The 21504-nt window shown below is 57.8% G+C and carries 6 protein-coding genes; all 6 read right to left on the bottom strand.

Annotated features, from left to right (window positions below; all coding sequences use genetic code 11):
* Positions 1 to 86 precede the first annotated feature (86 nt).
* Complete coding sequence (gene cysS, locus ACWFTY_RS14160) at positions 87 to 1634, bottom strand: cysteine--tRNA ligase (protein WP_447526904.1); 1548 nt, start codon at positions 1632 to 1634, stop codon at positions 87 to 89.
* 58 nt (positions 1635 to 1692) lie between these two features.
* A complete protein-coding gene (locus tag ACWFTY_RS14155; RefSeq protein ID WP_447524828.1) occupies positions 1693 to 13506 on the bottom strand; it encodes a beta strand repeat-containing protein in 11814 nt (3937 codons plus the stop codon).
* A 49-nt stretch (positions 13507 to 13555) separates the two neighbouring features.
* Entirely contained in the window at positions 13556 to 15349 is a 1794-nt protein-coding gene (locus tag ACWFTY_RS14150) for a ShlB/FhaC/HecB family hemolysin secretion/activation protein (protein WP_447524827.1), read from the bottom strand.
* A gap of 100 nt (positions 15350 to 15449) precedes the next feature.
* Complete coding sequence (locus ACWFTY_RS14145) at positions 15450 to 16250, bottom strand: hypothetical protein (RefSeq protein ID WP_447524826.1); 801 nt, start codon at positions 16248 to 16250, stop codon at positions 15450 to 15452.
* Positions 16237 to 18291, bottom strand: coding sequence for a CHASE2 domain-containing protein (locus tag ACWFTY_RS14140; RefSeq protein ID WP_447524825.1), 2055 nt, complete (start codon positions 18289 to 18291; stop codon positions 16237 to 16239). The genes ACWFTY_RS14145 and ACWFTY_RS14140 overlap by 14 nt, the downstream gene beginning before the upstream one ends.
* Positions 18291 to 21437, bottom strand: a complete 3147-nt coding sequence (locus ACWFTY_RS14135; protein WP_447524824.1) for a CHAT domain-containing protein — start codon at positions 21435 to 21437, stop codon at positions 18291 to 18293. The genes ACWFTY_RS14140 and ACWFTY_RS14135 overlap by 1 nt, the downstream gene beginning before the upstream one ends.
* Positions 21438 to 21504 lie beyond the last annotated feature (67 nt).

Genomic DNA, 21504 nt, shown 5'->3' with positions numbered 1-21504 from the left:
TTCCCATTTTGACGGGAATCTGCATTTCTGTTCAAGCGTTGTCCAACCAGTCTCCCCGTCTTCGCGGGATAACAGGGGACGAAAATCTATATCTCTATCTTCCAGTCCCAACGCAGGGAATCGCCGTCCATCAATTCTACGCCCTGTGCGGTGAGTTCATCGCGGATGCTATCGGCGGAAGCGAAATCCTTTTCCGCTTTGGCTGCTTGGCGCTGGTCCAGTTTGGATTCGATCGCCTGTTCGGTGATTGTCACGCCAACTGGACGAATCCGGAGGTCAGCACGATTGAGCGTTCTCAAATTAAAGCCAAGGATTTCATCAAGAGCTAAGACTGTTCTTAGCTTTTCATCTTTATCGACTTTTTTCATGCCTACGATTTCTTCAAACCAAGGCAATGCATGTGGTGTGTTAAGATCGTCCTCGAGAGCTTGTCTGAATGTTTCCATTCGCAATCTTAACGTACCACCGATTCCGCTAGTTAATGATCCTACGTCAAATTGCAGGTTGTCATCATATGTAACAATTATTGCTCCGTTTGGCTGTCGTAGCTGATTGTCGTATAGGTCGAGCACATCGTTCAAGCTATTTGCCTGCTTTTTAGCGTTCTCCCATTGGATGACAATCCGCTTCAGCCGCGTCAGTGCTGCGACCAGATTTTCCCAGGTAAATTCCAGCTCGCTGCGATAATGGGCCTGCAGGCACATCAGGCGATAGGCGAGGGGATGGATGCCCTTGTCGATCAGCAACTGCAGGCGCAGAAAATCGCCAGACGACTTGGACATTTTGCCGGTCCGGTCGACCAAGAAATTATTGTGCATCCAGATTTTCGCGCCGGAGTGATCGGAGCAGCTGTGTGCCTGATTTTGTGCGATCTCGTTCGGGTGGTGAATCTCGCGGTGGTCTATACCCCCGGTATGGATGTCGAACGGAAGGCCGAGAAGGGCCTCCGACATCACCGAACATTCCAGATGCCAGCCCGGCGCGCCTTTGCCCCAAGGGCTGTCCCATTCCATTTGGCGGTTCTCGCCTGCTGGCGTCTTGCGCCAGATCGCGAAATCGGCGGCGTTGCGCTTGCCCTCGACTGTATCGATCCGGCCTTCGCCATCGTCGGTCGATGCGCGGGCGAGGCTGCCGTAATCGGCCACGGTAGACACATCGAAATAGAGGCCGCTGTCGAGCTCGTAGCAATGTTTGTCGGCTATGCCTTTTGCATAGTCGATCATCGCCGGCACATAGTCGGTGGCAATTGACCAGTGGGCCGGTTGCCGGATATTGAGCGCCTTGATATCCTGCCAATAAGCTTCGGTATAATGTTTAGCAATTTCCCAGATTGACTGGGCTTTCTCGGCCGCCATTTTCTCGAGCTTGTCTTCGCCTTCATCGGCATCATCGGTGAGATGGCCGACATCGGTAATGTTGATGACATGGGTGAGCTTATAGCCCTTCCAGCTCAGCGTGCGTCCAAGAAGATCGGCGAACACATAGGCTCGCATATTGCCGATATGGGGATAATTATAGACTGTCGGCCCGCAGGTATAGACGCGTGCTTCACCGGGGTGAACGGGCACGAATTCCTCCATCTGGCGAGTCAGGCTGTTGAACAGTTTTAGCGGATGCGAAGCAGTGTCAATCATCATCCATCGCCTAATGGCTTTCCGCGCAAAAGGTCAACAGATCAATTGACCGGCGGCGTCATTCCGCCGGTTCGAGCTCTTCCGCTTCGTCGTCAATCACGCACTCTCCGCTATTATCGCGCTCGCATTCAGAGCCGCCAACCCACAGATCGTCATTGCCCGCACCGGTCACCGGCTCGTCGATCAACGGCGCGTCAGCCATGTCCTCATTTTCCCTGATCTCGATAAGATTGGTCGCAAGCGGGTCTGCCACATATTCTTCCGGAGTTACCTCTTCCTCGATCACATCCTGAACCGGATCCATCAATGTGGGCGTGTCCGGCGTTGGAGTGGGTGTCGGAGTTGGAGTTGGAGTCGGAGTAGGGGTCGGCGTTGGAGTTGGAGTTGGAGTAGGCGCACAACTCGTCGGGTTGGCGATCACACAGCCGTTGATGGTTGACTGTTGATCGAAACCGGCCCCGGTTATCGTTGTGACCGGAATAGCGTCAATGCCCGTTGCGCCATTGACCGTGCCATTGATGACGATGGGCGTGACGCCACTGGGACCCGCATCGATGGAAAGTCCGCCAGTGCCGGCAACGAAGCCCCGCCGGGCATCGAAATCAGTGCCATTGCCTGTATTCTGAACATAGAATTGGCTGGCAAGCAGAGTGACGCTGATTGCCTCGGCCTGAATAAACCCGTTGTCTCGAACATTGCCGTCATTCTGGGCAAGGCGCTCATCAATTTCGGCGGCGCCCAGACCCTGGATATCGTCAAAAGCCTGATCGGTCATCGCGTATATATTGCGTGCGGTGAGAGACAGGTTCCCCGAAAGGCTACTGTCATTGCCCATCGCAATAGAGCCGGTCGTGGCGTTGACGAACAGATCATCACCAGCGGCGAGATTGAGGGTGGAATTGAAGTCGCCCTGAACTGAGAGACTACCGATCACACTTATCGATTGATCTGCGGTAATATTAAAATTTCCATCTGTGCCGAAATTGCCGTCATCAAAAGCGCTCGCCGTCAGGGTCTGGATGGTTAGATCAAATCCGCTGAGCCCCGTCTCGGCAACGTTGATTGTCAGGTCACCGCCCGAACGGATCCGGCTGAATTCGTCATTTGTAAGAGAGAAGACTCCCCCCAGATCCGTTTCGTCGCCGAGTCTCATCTGTCTGGTGCCGTCGGTAGAAATACGGATGTCGCTGGTTAAATCTCTCTGGCCAAGGCTGCCCGTCGATCCGATATTCATATCGGCGCTGACCGTCTGGATGGTGCCGCCAATTGTTGCTGCCTGGAGGTCGATCACGCCGCCGGCGGTGATCTGCAGATCATTCGCCGCGCTGACCGAGTCGTTGATCAGAACATTGTCGTCAGCGATCATGGCGATGTCACCAGTGGCTTGCGCGCCATCGACTTCCAGACCTGCTACCGAGGACAGATTGATATCGCCATTGGTAGCTTCGGCGCGGACCCTCGTATTTTGTTGCGTCACAATTGAGACCGCTTCGCCCGACGCGACAATGCCATTGGACACATCGACATTATTGGTGACATTGACCAGACCGTTTATGGCCGTCAGAAATATACTGTTGCCCGCGACATTGGCGATCTCGATGCCGTTGTTGGCGCTGATGTCGACTTCGTCTTCGCCTTGGCTCGTTGTCGCCGCATTCACTTCGCTTGCAGTAAAGGCACCTTGCAACTGGGCTCTGACATTTGCGCCGCTGTTAACGGTTCCGAGACTGGCGTCACCGCCGCCGTTGATCGCGATATCGCCACCGGAAGTCATGTCGCCACCGGTGATATCGCCGCCGGCGTTGAACGCCATGTCGCCGCTGCTCGCGGCGCTGGTGAAATCGATATTGCCGCCGGCATCGACGGTGAACGTTCCGCCCTGCGCATCGAGGTCGCCAAATCCGACATCACCGGTCGCATCGAGATCGATGCCGCCGCCGACCGTTACCGCGCCAGTCCCGTCGATATTGCCGGCAGTTGCATTGAGCGTCAGATCGCCGCCGATGGTACCGCTGCTTAGTGTGACAGATGACCCGGTAATGCTGGTGTCATTGCCGCTGATGACATTGGCAATAGAGGGAGTGCCCAGCGCTGTGACGATGATATCATCATGTGCGTCAAGCGTCCCGGAAACGCCGATATCGCCGCCGCCGTCGAGCATGATATTGGAGCCGGTCGCGGTCTCCGAGGAAAAGACAATGGATCCGGCCTGACCCGCATTGGCGGTGTCGAACGACAGGGCAAACAGATCAATACCTGCGCCGCTGGTGGTCGCGCTGTCCAGCGAGATCATACCGTCAGACCCGACGATGAAATCGTCACCTGCAGCGACAGTTGCCAGCGCGACATTTCCCAGCGCACGGATCGACACATCCTCGCCAGCGCTGAGCGAACCCGTGGCGGCAATATTGTCTCCCGCCAGCAAGCCGATCGAACCAGCGGTCGGAACGCCGGTTCCGGTTGCAGCGGCGGCGAGCGCGATATCTTGCGCCGCGGAAACCAGTATGTCGCCGCTATTGGTGGTAAGCGTGCCGACAGCCACATCATTTGCGTATAGATTGATGCCCGCCCCCACATCGGTTGCCGTGATATCGCCTGGGCCGCTGTTTGCGCCAATCGTGCCGCCGGTTGCGGTCAGGGTGATCGAAGCGGGCGACATGATCGAGTCGAACAATATGTTCGTGGCGCTCGAGAAGTTGATCGAACCGGCGTTCGCATCGCCGATGGCAATATTGCCGCCGTCCAGATTGAGCGCATCGGTCGCCGTCAGGTCACCGCCGTTGATGCTGCCGCCCGCTGTCATCGAGATGGAGCTGCTGCTGGTCGCCGCCGTGAAGGAAATGCTGCTGACTGCATCAAGCGTCATGGCATCACCGGAGTCTAGGCCCGCAGCTAGGATTTCGTCGCCATTGGCACTGATCGTCATTGCGCCACCCGCCGATGAATTGCCGAGCAGTTCGACCCGGAAGCCGGAACTCAGATCCAGGGCTCCGGCTGCATTCGCCGAGGCAAGGCTGATGTCGTCGGCGCTGACCAGGATATCGCTACCTGCGTCAAGATTTCCGGTTTGCACGGCGCCTGCTGCGTCGAGAGTGATGTTGCTGCCCGCTGTGATATCGCCCGGCCCGAAGAGAGCGGAAACGCCACCGTTGACCGCGCTGATGGTTACATCATTTGCGGCGTCCAGTGTTCCGAACTGCACATCGAGAAAATTCGCGACCAGATCGATATTATCCGCTGTGGCCGTGCCGACGAAAATGTAGTCTCCGGCCATTGTCAGGTCGCCGGCCGCATCTGCATTATCAATTGTTATTATGCCGCCCTGAACATCAATCGCGTCACCGGTCAGGCTATCAGCCGCTACACTGAAAAGCCCATTCAGGTTGATCACCGGCGCATCAATGCTGGAAAAATCGAGGTCTTCGGCGTCTATATTGACCGATGTGCCTGCGCTGGCATTGTTCGCGATGATAAATTGCGTATTGATATCCAGGCTGGTGGCTGCGTTCAGGTTGCCGCCGAATATGGCTTCTCCCGATGTCAGAGAGATGCTCGATCCGGTGCTGGTGATCTGGTTGAACTGGATCCCGACTGCTGCATCAACAATGACGGCACCGCTGGCCGTCGCCGTACCGAATATAGTTTCATTACCGGCATCAATCGTAAAGTCTCCACCATCGGCCGAGAGGTCGCTGAAACGGATGCTGTCGGTTGCGTCCAGATCAATGCCACCACCAACGGTCACCGTGCCGTTGCTGCCGATATCGCCTGCGGTTGCGTTGAGGGTCAGGTCGCCGCCGATGGTGCCGTTGTTCAGCGTCACCGACGCACCCGTGATACTGGTGTTGCCGCCGCTGATCGCATTGGCGATACCTGGCGTGCCGCCAGCGGTAACAGTGATATCTGTCGTCGCATCGAGCACACCGGTCACCAGGTCGGTGCCGGTTGTGATGGCGATGGATGCCAGAGAGGTGACATCTCCGACAGTGCCCGATCCGTTGGTGGCGGTCAGACGCAATGCGGTGGTATTGCCGTTTGTCGCCGAGGCGACGTCGAAATTCTCGCTTGCGGCCAGTGTAATGCCGAGGCCCGCGTCCAATGCGCCGGTCGTTATGCTGCCTGCTGTCGCATCGATTGTCAGATTATCACCCGCGGTGACATCGCCGACAGTGACATCCGTGCCGTCGATATCGACAAATGCGACAGCGTCGATAGCGCCGCCGGTAATCACAGTGCCGCTAATGCTGACGAGGCGGTCCGCTGTGACCGACCCGAAATCGGCGGTTCCGCCGGCGCGCAGCTGAATGTCGCTTGCGCCGCCACCGGTCGCGCTCAAATCGCCGGTCGATATATTGCCGTCCAGCGCGCTTACCAGGATCGATATTCCGGTGATGTCGGCGGTCGTGACGTTGCCGCCCGTCGCCAACGCCTGGATGCCGGTGCCAGAGAGCGCGCCTGTCGAGATATTCCCGTTAGCGGCGGTCATCGTGACAATGCCGTTTGATGTTGCATCGCCGGTCGTGATGTCATCCGCTTCGATGCGGACCAGCGCACTGCCGGTGATATTCTCAAAATTGGCGGTGATCGCGTCGACATCGACGATATCATTGGCAAGCATGGTGGTTACGGTGGCCGTCCCGCCGGACACCAGATTGATGGTCTGGTTGGCGCCGGCATTGGTTGCTGTCAGCGAGGTGCCGGTGATATCTCCACCCGCCGTCAGGCCGATTCCCTGGGCCGCGATGTCGGCAAAATCGATCGTCCCGTTATTGGCAACCACGGTAGTGTTATTGACGGTTGTGACATCGCCGAGAATGACATTGCCGCTCAATGCTTCCAGTCGCATCGACGATCCGCCGGTGACGGTGCCGATATCCAGATCACCGGTCGAGGTGGTGACATTCCCGATATTGTCCGAATTTAGCGAATTTGCATCGATAGCCCCGGCAATGATTGCAGTGGTCAGGCCGGCGCTGAGTATATCCGCGGTCAAGGTTCCGCCGGCATCGATATCCAATGTATCCGTCGCAATCGCGCTGCCAACGGTGATGTCACCGGTAGCATTGATAGCCAGATTATTCGGTCCACCGCCGGTTACGCCGAGCGATTCAATATTGTTGCCGCGAACATTGACTGCGTTGACAGTTACGCTGAACGCACCGACATCATTGAAATCGAAATCACCGGCGACGCCGGCGTTAACGGTCAGCGACGCGTTGCCGACGATATCATTCACGGCAATGTCATTTGTCGCGTCAAGAATGATACCATTATTGCCGCCGGTCAGATCGCCGACAGCGATGCTGCCGCCAATGGCTTCGATATCCAATATGTTGACGGTGGTTGCATTACCGCCAGAAACGTCGCCATCTGTCGCCAAAATATCAATTCTGCTGATGATATTGAACGAGGCATCAAGGTCGATGAAACCGACATTATCTCCGCTCAGGAATATATTGCTTGAACCCGTCGAGGTTCCCAGGAACACATCACCGGGTCCTGATTGGGCTGCGAGCAGCTGGATCGAGTTTCCTGGCGCACTGATCGAACCGAAGCTGATATCGTTACCCGCTTCGACCCGGAATTGCTGATTTGCGCCCTGCGTGTAGGCGCCAACATCGATACTGCCGGGAACCGTGTAGACATTCTCGGTTCCGCCGCCAACCAGCGCGATGGTAGTCAACTGCCCGCCAGTCGTGATCGATGCGGCGCTAATGTCCGACCCCACAGTGATGCCGATATCATTGCTGCTGGTCAGCGAGGCAGAGCCCAGCAGGCTGCCATTGACCGCGCTGATGAATATGCTCGCGCTGCCGACCGACGCATCGCGCAGGTTGACGTCGCCTTCGGTACTCTCGACGAGGAACTGGTTTGACGCATCGAGCAGCGTGGCGATGCCATCGGTGCCCATGATGATATCGCGGCGGGTCGTGACCAATATGTCATTGGCGGACACCGTGCCGGACTCGATGATGCCCTGAACCACATCATTGTTGCTCGCCTGGCCGATATAAACGAAATTGTCGGCGTTGAGCGTGCCCAGGCAGATATTGCCTTCGACACATTGTCCGCTGAGCAGGCCATCGTCATCGGATTGTCCGATCGCGGCGATTACGGCGTTGGAAGGGGCATCATTGATATCTGCCGAGACCGAACTGGCGGTGATCGTGCCACCGAGGCCGTCAATCGCGTTGGCCGACATCACCACAGCGAAATCATTGGCATCGATATTGCCGGCAGCGACAATCGAGGCGATCGGGCTAAGCGGCGTGGTGCTCAAAGACGTCAGACTGCCGGCTTGCAGGATCAAATTGTTGGTATTGGAAAAAGGACTGGCCGGGTTCGGCGTCGTTGCCGGGTTATTACCGGCAACGAGGCTCGCGCCGGTCTGGATGATGATGTCATCTCCAGTCGAGACGGTTAGGCCATTATCCGAAACCGTGCTGCTACCGGTGGCGAAAAGCGCGTTTCCGCCGGCGTTTACCGTGATAAAACCGGTGGAGGTGACGTCGCCATCGATTGTGGCGTTATAGCTAGGATCGAAGGGGCTCGGTGTCGGACTTGGATCATGCCCGGCCTGGATCAGCATTTGCGGGCCGAGCACCAGGGTTCCTGCTCCCAAGGTCACCGTCGTCACGGTTCCGGTCACCGCCGCATTGGTAACATTGGCATCCCACATGGCGGAAATATCAACCAGACCAACGCCGGCAATATCGGCGACCGTGGCATTTTGTCCTGTGCGAACCGTAGCTGTGCCGGCGGCATTGACCCGCGAGCCGGCTGTGCTGGTGAAATTGGCTTGCGCTGTCGCAGAAAAGTCTCCGGACACGTCTATGCTATTCACCGGAACCAGATTGTTGCTGTGATTGATCAGGATATTCTGACCACTGGTCAGAGTGGCATTGCCGCCAACCGTCATCTGCGCATCGCCGTCGAGATTATATTGGATGTTACCAGCAACGTCGACGACCAGATCGCCGAGAATCGATACAGCTCCGCTGTTACCAGTCATGAAGAAGCCGCCGGGCAGGGCCGAACCGGAACCGATCCCGGTTCCGACTGCGGTATCGAAAGCGGTGGCTGTCAGGCTGCCGAAACTTATCAATCCCGCGGGATCGGTCGAGCTGTCGGAAATCTGGATAAGTCCACCCGCGCCGACACGGCCGAACAAGCCGTCTCCACCCGTGCCGCTGGAATCTATGGTGACGTTGGCGAAGGTCAGTATTCCGGGACTGCCTTCCTGAATCTCGACAATCGCCGTTCCGCCAGTTCCGATGCCGCCGTAGCCCGGGGTTCCGTCGGTCCCGAAGGCGCCATAAAAGCCGCCGCCGCCGGCGTCGCCCGCCAGGCCGGCTGTGGTTATATTCAGATCGTTGCCGGAAATCGTACCGCCTTGTGCGAGCAGTCGACCGGTGCCGCCCGTTCCGTCACCGCCGTCGCCGCCGTCGCCGGCCACACTGTCATAAGAGTTGCCACCATATCCGCCAACTCCGCCGGTGCCGGTGCTGGTCATGGTAAAATCGGAAGAGGTCAAATTTATCGTTCCGCCCGTCCGCGCGATCAGTTCGACCGTGCCGCCTGACGCGTCACCGCCCGACCCACCATCGCCGCCGTTTATGCCGCCGCCAAAGCTATAGAAACCGTCGCCTCCGTTTCCGCCGGTAGCGTCAGCTTCCAATATGGCGAAGCCGAGATCGAGATTGCCGCCTGCACCTGTGATCTGCAGTCTTGCCGTGCCTGCGGTAGCATCGCCACCATTGCCGCTGTTGCCGGCATTGTTTCCCGGGTCAATTCTGCCCTGACTGCCATCACCGCCGGTCGCATTCGCCAATATCGTCGGATCGTCCAGATCGACGGCCGCGTCGTTGACGTTGATCGCCGCAACACCGCCATAGGCGCTGCCTCCGTTGCCGCCGGTCGAGCCATAGTCGCCTTGCCCGCCGATAGCGCTTGCGTCGACGGTGACCGTCCTGCTTGTGGCATTATTCTGATTTAGATTGAGTGTTGCATTCCCGCCTCGAGCGGTTCCGCCATTCCCGCCCGAACCGTTCCCGTAGAACGAGCCGCGGTTGTCGAAATTGCTCCCGCCGTCGCCGCCTACAGCCACCGACTCTATCGTCGCAGACGTGAAGGTCAGAGTGCCGGAGGTGTCGTTAAGAACAGCATCACCGCCGGTAGCATCTCCGCCTGATCCAGCCGGGCCACCGTCGATGTACGCATCGATGTTGTCGAATCTATCGCTGGTAGTTCCACCATAGCCGCCGGTTGCGGAGGTGCTAACCCGAACGTCTCCCGCGTCAATGGTAGCCGAGCCGGTCATGTTGAATGTCGCTGTGCCACCGATTCCGGCACCGCCGTTGCCGCCGTCGCTGCCATAGCCAAAACCACCCGCCGCATATGCTGCGTAGGGAGCAGATGCCGGGTTGTTCGCTTCTGCCGAGACGGACAGGGTGTTGGTTACGGTCAGGTTGCCAGATATAGCGTTGAACGTAGCATTACCGCCGATGCCACGACCACCATCGCCACCGGCGGTCCCGTCGAGGATATCACCATAAGCGCCGTTGCCGCCAAAGCCGTCCGCGCTGATTGTCAAATTGGTGACGGTGGCGTCGGCACCATCGAGGTTGAAAGTTACATCGCCGCCCTGACCGTCGCCGCCGTCGCCGGCAGAAGTGCCACCTGCCATAGGTGCATCAACCACGCTAAGATCCATAGGCTCGACCAAAGCAGACAGGTCAGGTGCCGGTCCATTGCCGTTGCCGTTCGGCAACGCTACTTCCGATCCGCCTTCTCCGCCAGCGCCGCTTGCGCTGGCGACGACATTGCCTGCGATGAACGTACCGCCGAGAAGATCAAATGTTATGTCGCCACCAAAGCCGCTGCCACCGCTTCCTTCAAAACGCGGCGTTGTTTCCGCACCGGCAGCGATCGAACCATCGGCATTGAAATCAACGTCTGCAAAACTCATGCGGCTGCTAATCGGAGACGTGCCCTCCAACAGGATTCTGACCGATCCCCCCTGGGCATTGGTTGTCGCCGAAATCGCAGGGTCTTTCACGCCCCCTCGAGCGCTTGCATTTACATAAAGGTTTCCTGCCAGAACAATGGCACCATCGTTGGCGTGAAGCAGGACATCGCCGCCAACCGCGTTGATGCCAAAAGTGTTCTCGGTGTTGGTATAAGCATAAAAGTCCGCTGCGTTGCCGGAAATCACCCCACCGTTTTGTGCAATCAAATTGATGTTGCCTGCGGTCGCAAGTGCGCTCATTTCGCCAAAGGAAAAGAGGTCTATGCTGGTATCAATGTATAAATTGTCAAAATTGACTTCGCCATTGTCAGCACCGATCGAAACCGATCCGGCGGTGAGTGCGCCGCCGAGACCGCCGCTGGAAGCAAAGGTGTAGACATCGATGCCATTTGACACGAACAGCCCTGTTTCCCCTCCGGTGTTGAAAACACTGATGGTCACAGCGTCTGCGGCTGGATCGTTGAGAACATTGCCGCTTGTCGAGGCGTCGATGACAATTCTGTCTGAAACGGCCACATTTGTACCGCTGTTGCTGATGGCAAGATTGACCGACGCACGAGTGACGTCGCCGACCATGCTGTTGCCGGCTGCATCGAATGAACTTCCGCCACTTGCAAAGGCGGAGAAATCCAGACTTCCGAAATCGTGATTGCCCCCCGAAATGGTGAGATCGATATCTCCGGCAGTGGCAGCATTATTCTGGGCGGTCGCGCTGTCCGAACCGCTGGATCCAATCGCATAGGCCGTTAACCCGAGATTGCCAGTGACCGACATCTGGCCACCGGTCAGATTCACGTCGATATTGCCTGCGGTGCTGTCGCTACCGACTAGGCCGGGCCCATTTCCGCCAATTTTACCCTCTCCGGCATTTAGCACCGCCGCGTTGAAATTGACATTGCCGCCAAATTGCGCAGTGCCGCTGTCCATATTGAAGGCTATGCTGCCTGCCTGGCCGAAACCATTTTGAGTCTCGCCTTTTCCGCCCTGGGCGCTGGTCAGGAAATTCGCATTACCGCCGATGTCCAACGCACCCCCGTCACTGATATTGATTGCAATATCGCCCCCGACAGCATCCTGCCCGATCCCGGTGTTGCCATTGTTTCTTACGATAAAGAAATCATCGGCGCCGGTTGCGCTGCTATCAGCCGTCAGATCGCCGACCACGCTGAGTCCGGTATTGGCCGCAGTCCCAAAGCCGGTGCGATCAATATTCAGATTGATGTTGCCGCCGGTGGCGCCGGTTCCGGCTCTCAAATTCACATCGCCGTTGACCAATATCTGGCCACCGCCCGATGTGTTCAGATTGATCTGATTGCCCGCTGTCAAATTTAAGTCCTGCGCTCCGACGGTGTTATTGATAAGAATTCGATCGGTTGCTGACTGCGAAGAAATTGTGATGTCGTTTGATGCAAACACCTCGAGCGTCGAACCGAATGCAGTCGCGCCGGTGCCGCCAATCTGGATATTGGTTGCTGCGGTTGACGTTGTATTTTCTTCGATTGAATTAACCGGCGCGGCAAGCGACCCGGATGCCGTAACATTCCCGCCAGCGCTGAGGATGATTTTGCCATTGTCAATCATGGCGGAGGAAGCGGCAAGATAACCTACTGTACCACCGACAAGCATAGTCACGGCATCATTCTTGGGTACTGCGACCATGTAAATGGCGCGGGCATCGGCATCCGTAATCTGGCCGGAGCCGTTTGAAGTCGGGGTCGAAGCGAGGCCGATGGTCGATCCTGTATGAACAACACCATTGGCATCGGATGTTCCAACGCCGATCGAAATGTCAAATAGCCCGTTGTTGATGGTCAGATCGGCTTGTTCCGCAGCGACATAAGCGACGGAACCGTCGGCGCGGACATTGCCGCCTTGCACGACACGCGGTGCCACCATGGCAACATAGGTATCTCCGCCAAAGAATTTATTGACGGTTATCTGATCGGTGCCCGGGCTTCCGGTCAAAAACGGTTCTATGGTGATGGCGCCGCTTGAGGCGTCGCCCCTGAACCGTATCTCGCCGGAAGGACCATATAGTCCGTTGGTCGTATCAATGGCATTGGTTGTGAGCACAAGGCTGCCGACATCAAAACGCGCGTTCCCGCCCACAACAATGCCGCCGGGACTGTAGAACCAGACATTGCCACCTTGCCGTGGAGTGGAGATATCCAATATGCGGCTGGTAACATTGCCGTCAAAACGGATCCCGCGAGTCAGATCAGTCGGCACGATGCGGTTGAGCACTGTGTAATCAGTGTTACCAGAAAATGCCAAAGTGTTGCCATCGGGAAGGAAAGAGATCGCGCCCGTTCCGCTTTGATCGACAAGAGTCCAGTCTATGATGGTCTGGCCGGTTAGCCCGGTAATGCTATTCGTCTCCGCTCCCGGCGTAAAGGCGCCGGCGCCGGAGGTGAAAACCGGGTTGCCGTTTACAGCATGGCCGCTGGCCGTTGGACCAGCCTGTGCCTGAACCAGTCCCGGCACTGGTGCGGATATTCTGATCGGATCGAAATTGGCCGGTGCGGGCGCGGAAATCCGTACGTCCGTAACAGGTGGTCGCGCAATCGGCGCCGAAATCCGGATATCGGCGTCAGGCAGCCGTGCGATTGGCGCGCTGATCCTGATATCATTGACCGGAAGCGGCGACAGCGGCGTAGAAATCCTGATATCCCGCGGAGAGAAATCGGGCGCGCGCAGCATCGACTGGGCTTGCGCCTGCGCTGCTTGCGGAGCAGACGCCAGCAGGAATGCGGCTGCTGCCATCGAGCTTCCCGACAGCCAGCGCATTCTCCGTTCTAGTCGGGGCGTGCCTGTGTGGCTTTTGCTCTTTGATCGTTTGCTCATGATCCTGTCCTCGGTTGAACTGCGGCTGGTCTATCGTCGAAAATCGGTTTCATCTGCGCTTCCAGGGCGCCAGTTGGACGGTCAGCGTCAGTAGTGCCCGCGCGTCCTGGCGGCGGGTTTCGAACGGCGCCCGTTTCAGCGGTACAACCGCGGTCAGATCCAGACTGGCCTGCTGGCCGATCGTCATGCGTAGCCCGCCACCGGCGGAATAGAGTTTCTGGGGATCACCCGGAACATTCTTGTTCCAGACGCCCATGATGTCAAAAAACGCATAGGGTTGAAGCGCGATGCTCTCGGGTGTCTCGGGGACCAGCGAGCCGTAGCTGATTTCCGTCTGCAGGCCATAGCCGCTGTCGCCGATGATCGTTCCCGGATCATAGCCGCGACCCGTGGTATAATTGCCGCCGGACACTTCTTCATAGGAGAACAGCGCATCAGGAGAATATTGCAGTCGCGGTTTCAGCGTCACTGCCAGCAGCGGCGTCGGACGAAAGTCGATCTTGGCCTGGCCCCTGACAACAAAGGCTGTCGGGTCGCCATCGGCGCGGGTTGGGAAGACGGTCTTGCCGACGCAATTGACAAAGGCCGGACCACAGCCCTCGCTGGCGCCCAATATGTCCAAGCCCTGCCGGATTTCGAGCGAACCGCCGATGCCCCATTTTGGTTCGAAGGCGGAATAGCCGCCGCGTCCGGAAATGCTGCCCGCTTCGATCTGGTTGAAGTCCAGCCGGGCAAAGGCCACGCTCAGCCGGTCCTCATTGGTGCGGACACCCAGCAGGTCGGTGCGCTGGTCAATATAGTCGAGACCGACCGTGCCGAAAATATTGTGCGACTGCTTGCGAATGAAAGGATAGCTTGCATAGGCACTTGCCACCAATGTCTGTGAATCGACGTCAAGTCCGCCGGACAGCTCGGGTCTGGTCCAGGCATAGGTGAAATTTCCGCCGAATTTGAGGCCTTCGCCGCCGACCGTGAATTCATGGCCAACTTGCAGAACCTGCTGCTCCTTGAAATCAGCTGACGAATAGCCGCTGATCACGGTTTCATCGCCCAATCCGGTCAGTCCGTTAAACCGGACCCGCGCCAGTCCGCCGAAACGGCCGACCGCTTTGGAGCCGAAATTCTGGACATTGATGTCGGCATATACCGGCGTGCGGACGACGTTGAACTCGCCGACAACTTCGCCGGGCTGGCCACCGGATTCTGCCGAAACCGGGCGGAGCGAAAGCCGTACGTCCAGCCCCGGTATGTCACGAGCGAGCAGCAGATAGCGGTCCGCCGTGTTGATATTGAACACCGGTTGCGCGGCGAGCTTCTCGATATATTTTTGCAGCAGGGCTTCGGATGGCCCGGCATCGCCCCGGACCTGCACCGCGGTCATCCGTGCCATCAGCACATCGAACCGGACATTGCCGGAATCGATTGTCTGCGGCGGTACTTGTACGGCCGCGAGATAGCCATCGCTGCGGAGGATGGTTGCCGCGCGGTCACGGATATCGCAAACTACCGAAACCGGGACGTCCTGACCAATATAATCTGTGTAGGATGAACTTAGTGATGCGGCATCAACCGAAATCAGTCCGGTAAAATCAACCGACTTCAGCGTGAACCGCACGTCGGAAAATTCCGGTCCGGCGAGCGGGCAGGCGGATCGCTCTACGTCTCCGTCAAAGGAAAGCGGCTGGGCCTGGCCCTTCAGCGCTTCATCGATGACTCCGCGCTGGATTTCCTCCCTGGTCGGCGCCGCGGCGGATGATTGTCCCCATGCAGGCACGCCAGACAAGAAAATGGCGAAACCTGCCGCCAGGGCAGTCGTTTTAAGCGTAGTTCGCGAGCGCGTCATATACATCCCCGTTTTGCGGTGATTCCGGCGCAACACAGGGAACCACCATACCGGCTCTGCCGTCCGGCGCCTGGCCGGAACGGCAGAATTCATTCAGAGACTAGCCCTGGTCACCCGGTTCTTCATTATTCGCGTTAAGTGTCTCGACCAGCAAATCCAGCTGGCCCTGACAGCCGTTCTCGATCAGCACAGCCGCCGTCGCATCAAGGTCGGCCGGTTCGCTGTCCAGGACCACAAAATTCACCTCTACCGATTGCTCTACACTCGAGCCGAGCAGTCGATAGTTCGCACCATCGGTTACCGGCAGAACAGTCTTCGGCCATGCCTTTAACGGATTGCCTTTGCGCCATGCGATTTCGGTGACATTGCCAGTTGTCGGTTCAACAATGGAGGCCGTCGCCGATCCGGTGTAATCCGGCCGCCAGACAACCAGTCCCTTCGGATTGCTGACACAGAATTTGCCGCCCTTGGTCACGTCAAGGAACCAGAGATTCGGATTGTTCGGTGTAACGGCCGCCGCGCTGGTATCGCCGCGAACCGCTCCGGTTCTGGCCCGACTGCTGCCACGATTGTTGATGAAGCTCGACAGCCGGCCGGATGCGCTTGAGGCCGAACCGCTGCCCTGTGCGAGCGAATAGGTTCCCGGACCTGACAGAACGCGCGTGCCCGACTTGGTCAGGATGGTGACCTTGTCCTGGGCCTTCAGCGTGATTTTCGCATCATTGCCCATTTTCTTGCCCGCAGGGTAGCTGCTGGCCGAAGGTCCGGTCGAACGCACGACCATATTTTGTGCCAGTGCGACGCTACCGACGCCGAAGAGCAGAAACGTACCGAGAGCCGCCTTCGCAAAGCCGGGAAGAATTCGTCCGGACGGTGCCAGAGTGTTTTTATCCAAGTGCATAGCTTTCTCCATTTTTAGTCTTTTTCAATCGTTTGAGCAGATTGACGAGGCCCAAATCCTCGCCATATTGCTTGATCACGGCACCCAGTGCCTGAATAGAACCACTATCACCGATTTCATGGGCCGCTATGATTGCGGTCACTGCCGCACGATCTTTTTCTTCCCACTCGGGAACCGGTTCGAACACATCGACGGGCGTGGATCGGCCGCGGAGCGTGATCCGGCCCATTGGCCGGTACCAGTCGAGACCGGTCCGTTCCATCGCTTCCCGGCTCAGCAGGACCTTGGTCTCCAGCGTCTTGTTGGCCGCTTCCAGCCGGGCAGCGGTGTTCATCGCGTCGCCCAGTGCGGTATATTGAATCCGGCCTTCGCCACCGAAATTGCCGACGATCGCATCGCCATAATGCATGCCAACCCGGGTTCTGCCAATCGGCGGCACGCCTTCGGGGACATTTTTGCGAAATTCCTCGCCCGCCAGATAGAGAGCATAGGCCGCCTTGGCAGCCCGTTCGCCGTCATCGGGATAGGCGATGGGCGCGCCCCAGAAAGTGACCAGCGCATCGCCGACGAACTTGTCGATCGTGCCACCATATTCCAGCGCTACCTCGCTCAGCCGGTCGAGGTAATCGTTGAGCAAATAGGCCACCATCTCCGGCTCGATGGCGTGGGTCAATTTGGTAAACCCCTCGAGATCGGTGAAGACCGCGAATATTTTCCGCTTCTCGCCATGTAATGCGAGCTTCTCGGGATCCTTCAATATCTCGTTCGCGATTGATTTTGGCAGATATTTGCCCAAGGCGCTTTGCGCAAAGGCCCGCTGCTTGGAATTTATGGTCCGCGCGGCCGAGCCGACCGAGGCATAGCCGAGAAGCCAGCCGACACCCCAGCCAAAGGCCGGCAGGGAAAGCGTGTCAATTCCGACATTTTGCAATATGAAAGGGAAGATCAGGAAAAAGGCGAATTGTCCGAGCAGTATGAAACCGACCTTGAGCGCATTGCCGACGATCAGGGCGGAGAGACCCCCGCAAATCGCTACGATCAGCGCGCCCAGCCACAAGGTCCATGTCGGGATCGGGGTGGGCAGATCATCGTTTAGCAACTGGGCGAGCATATGGGCATGGACTTCCAGTCCGATCATCTTGCCGTCATCGCCCTTGATGTCGGCCAGTCCGCCGACCGGAGTTTCGAACCGGTCGCGATCGACAAAGTCACCGCCGATCAGCACGTGTTTGCCGGCGATGAACGATCCGAGCATCTCGGCAATGGCCGGATCGGCAAAGCTTTCGATCGGGAATTTGTCAAACACCGGAACATCGGTTGTGGTCGGAACGTGATAGCGGATGGCGCCGTCATTCTGGGCAAATTTCGGGTTTGGTCCGGTCAGGGCAATGGCCATAAACGGAGGAGCGCCGGGCCGGTGCGGGGTCCACCGGCGCTGGACGCCGTCGCTGTCGGTTTCCAGCTTGATATCGGTGGGCCGAACATTTTCAGTGCGGGCTTCTGCAAAAAACTGCTGCAGAAATTCATGCTCGGCGAAGGCGATTTCCGGATTTTCCTTCGGGTCGGCATAAGCGAGAAAGGTTGGCGTTTTCATATTCTTGAAGGCCGAGATCAGCAGCGCGTCATCATCCTGCGGCATCGTGAACAATATATCGATGCCGATCGACTTGGGATTGGCAGCATCGATGGTTTCGAGCGCCTGGGCCAGGATCGTCCGGTCGACCGGAGAACGCTGGCCGGTCAGCTTCAGCGTATCCTCATTATAGACGACCATGACGATATTCTCGTCTTTTTCGATCTCCGGCGCGAACACCGATGCCCGCAGATCATATAGCGCGCGCTCCGCTTCCTGGATCAGCGGCGTCGTCCAGCTGTAGCGGGCGACCAGCAACGCGAGGATCATGAACAATATGGTCGATCCCAGGCGGATCGGGCCCAGCTGGTCAAACAGGCGGCGAAGGGATTGCAATATGCCCTTCGCTCCCTCTTTGACGTCGCGGTTATTGGTAACCGGGTCCGTTGGCGCAGCGGTTGCCGTCATTATTTCAGAGGCGCTTTCGCTGTGGTTGCAGGTGTTGCAAGACTGACGGAGCCATTCACGGCGTCCGGCAAAAATGGCCGGGCACCGTCACCGATCAGGGCAAATCCGGCCCAGTAAAAGGGGTGGGACGTAACCGGATCGTTCATCAGCTCCAGCTGGGACAATCTGAGCGCTTCGGTGATCGAGCGTCCCTGACCGTCAGTGAACAGACCGTTGATCAGCCTCTCCGTCGCGCGGAAATCATCCGGGGCAGGCCAGTGACTGGCGAGTACCGAACGGCCACCGGCACCGATGAACGACCGGACCAGGCCATCCAGAGCCGTTCCGCCGCCGCTGCTCACGCCAGCCTCGCGGGTCACCGCTATGCTGGCTTTGCCCGCGGTATCGCAGGCCGAAAGGATAATGATATCCGCATCCAGCTTCAGATCGAAAATTTCGTCAAACGCCAGAAGACCGTCTGATCCCTTGCCGCCAAAGGATGTCAGTAGCGCCGGTTTTGCCGGGCAGGACGGGCTGGGCGCGGTGACCAGACCATGGGTGGCAAAATGCAGGATACGGTAATCATTGATATCGTCATTCGACAGGACGGCGCTGTCGGTAAATGCCGCGCCGGTCAGCAGTTCGGAGTTTGCTGCGCCGATCAAGCTTCGGGCCTCCATCAGCTCGCGATCGGATATCGGGCTGTTCCACTGGCTCAGCGGCCATTGGCACTGGGCACTGTTCTTTTGCTCGCCGCCCCGGATGGCAGCCATTTTGGTATTGGCCACTACCGGCTCGTTTCTGCCCATGCCGAGATATTGACGAGTGGCTTTGGATTGTGGCGCCTTGCGGGCATCGGCGAAGGAGCGTGCGGATACGGCGGTGCTGATATCCAGATCTTTGCCGAGCCATTGGACACCGGCAAAGTCAAAGGGATCGCCGTCGATCGCTTCGGTCCTGCCAAGATATTGCGCAACCGACGCATCATCGGCGACCAGCAAATTGATCGGCAGACGGAGCATGGCGCCGTCGGGTTCGAATATCAGATGTGTCCTTCCGGCAAGCTGGTCGGAAACCGGTCCGAAAAGATCGGAATACAGTGCGCGAGCCGCTTCGATATCGAAAGGATAGGTTACATACTGGCCATTTTCGAACACCGAGATCGAGGCGCGGATCGTATCGACCTTTCCGTCGAGCGCTGCCTCGTCCAGCGGCACCCGGTAAATTTTCGCCGCTGACTGATCGGTGTAGAACATGAATATATCGCCGCCGATAATCGACATGCGCATATAGGCTTCGGAAGGCTGCATGGTGGCGCGGAGCTCGTCGAGGCTGAGGAAACGGTCGGTAACTGCGCGATATTGCGGAAATTCGGAGAGCCTGACCTGGGTGAGCTGCTGGCTTCGTTCCAGCGCCTCTATTTCGGCAGCGAGACCGTCTCTTTGTGTGAGGACCAGCGCCGTCTGCTCAACTCTGCCGAGCGCCGAGAAACGGATTCGCAATCTTTCGATATTGCGTGTCAGATTGATCGATTGCCTAAACAGGCGGGCAGCCTCGTCGGTGCCTCCACTCAGCTCGCGCGAGAGAACGGCCTGGGTTTCGGCCACACCGGGGCGGACCAAAATCTGCGAGGCCTTGAAAAACTGGTCGGTTGCCATTGGGTCAGCGGCCAGCAGAGCAAAATAGGGGGCCAGCTGGTTGGCCATGCCGGTAATCGCGCTTTGCTTGCCGAGCGAACTGTCCACGACTTCCGCATATAATGTGCGTGCTTCGGCTTCCTGTCCGTTGCGCAAAAGAAACGCAGCGAGGCGCGCCTTGGCGCCGTTGACCGCTCTTGTTTCCGGATATTGGATGCTCAGCAAATCGAGGCCGTCGCGCAGATATTGCCGGGCCTCGCCGATATTGCCATCCGCTTCCGCAAGCAGCGACAGTTCGGCGAGTGTTTGCGCTCTCAGGCGGGTAATCGAGGTGACCCGGCCATCGCGCACGGCGATCGCGCGGTTATAAGCCGAGATGAACGAATTCCTGGCGACTTCGCGATCGCCATTCAACCGTTGTGCCGTGCCGAGAAGCTGCAAGGCCTGTGCATCGATAATCTCGCTGCGCTCCTGCGAACTCAATTTTGTTTCGTCGATAAAGCCGAGCAGGTTGCGGGTCTGCACGCTGCCGTTGATTCTGGTTGAAATCCTGGTGGTGATTTCGAGTCGCTCGGCCAGGGCAGCCTGCTCTTCAATGGCGGTTTTGAGGGGAGTTTTGATCCGTGCGATCGCCGCAATTACCTGGCCCTGGTTGAGCAAATGCATGGTTTCGAAATTGCGCTGCAGCCGTTCTGTTATCGGGTCGCGGCCATTGGTTTCGCTGGCTTGCTCGAAAAGGTCATCGGCTTCGGCAAATTCACCGAGATTGGATTTCTGCAACGCCCGGTTGATCAGATATTCGCGAGGATTGATATCCTCCCCCTCGAGGCCGGATGTGCGTTGCTGCAAGGTTTCGAAAAAGGCAGCGGCCTCCGCATAGTCGCCGCTCAGATTTCTGCGATAGCCTTCCGCCAGAGCCTGATAGGGCTTGAGCGTTGCGGCCTGTACCCGGGCAAAGGCGAACGGGTCTTCGATCGACGTGGATGCGACATCGATTTTGCCCGTGGCGATCGAATCATTCAAAATCGACCTGAGCGCCAGCATGGTCGCGCTGTCATAGGCGGACAGACCTTCGGCGACATAGCTGGTGCCACCTTGCCTGCCGGTGATCAGCGAATAGGCAACCGGTTCTGCTGCAAGTTGGCATGCGGTGTGACGAAAGCCGCCGAGTGTCGCTTGTGACTGGTCATCGGTGCAGGTCACCGGTTCGTCCCGATTGGGTGCGATACGGGCCAGCATCTCCTGCTCTGTGGATCGGGAGGAATAGACAAAGCCGACCGGTCTTGCCGAATCGCGGCAAACCACAGCCCAGCTCCGGTCGAACATGTTGGTTTTGGCTTTGTTTTCGATGCTGCGATCCTGCACCTGGCACAAAGTGCCTTCGCTGCTTCCGATCGGGAAGCTGTCGCGCAGTGACACCGGCGTGCCCTGGGCAAGGGCCGCCATCGGGCTTGTTACCAAGCCCATCGTCAATATTATTGTACCGATCCTCATCCGGTGCACGATATTCTCCCCACAATTTTTGTGCATTGCCCAGCCCCCTCAGACTTAGGCAATGTCGATTGCGACCCAGAATATTCTTATAACTACACTAGTT

The organism is Parasphingorhabdus sp. NYA22, assembly GCF_976973735.1.
Note: the sequence above shows the minus strand (reverse complement) of the source record. Positions and strands in the feature narration are given on the sequence as shown.

What these genes read in the sequence shown, in the direction of transcription:
- cysS (WP_447526904.1), bottom strand. Translation starts at nt 1,634, where the DNA reads ATGATTGACACTGCTTCGCATCCGCTAAAACTGTTCAACAGCCTGACT.
- ACWFTY_RS14155 (WP_447524828.1), bottom strand. Translation starts at nt 13,506, where the DNA reads ATGAGCAAACGATCAAAGAGCAAAAGCCACACAGGCACGCCCCGACTA.
- ACWFTY_RS14150 (WP_447524827.1), bottom strand. Translation starts at nt 15,349, where the DNA reads ATGACGCGCTCGCGAACTACGCTTAAAACGACTGCCCTGGCGGCAGGT.
- ACWFTY_RS14145 (WP_447524826.1), bottom strand. Translation starts at nt 16,250, where the DNA reads ATGCACTTGGATAAAAACACTCTGGCACCGTCCGGACGAATTCTTCCC.
- ACWFTY_RS14140 (WP_447524825.1), bottom strand. Translation starts at nt 18,291, where the DNA reads ATGACGGCAACCGCTGCGCCAACGGACCCGGTTACCAATAACCGCGAC.
- ACWFTY_RS14135 (WP_447524824.1), bottom strand. Translation starts at nt 21,437, where the DNA reads ATGCACAAAAATTGTGGGGAGAATATCGTGCACCGGATGAGGATCGGT.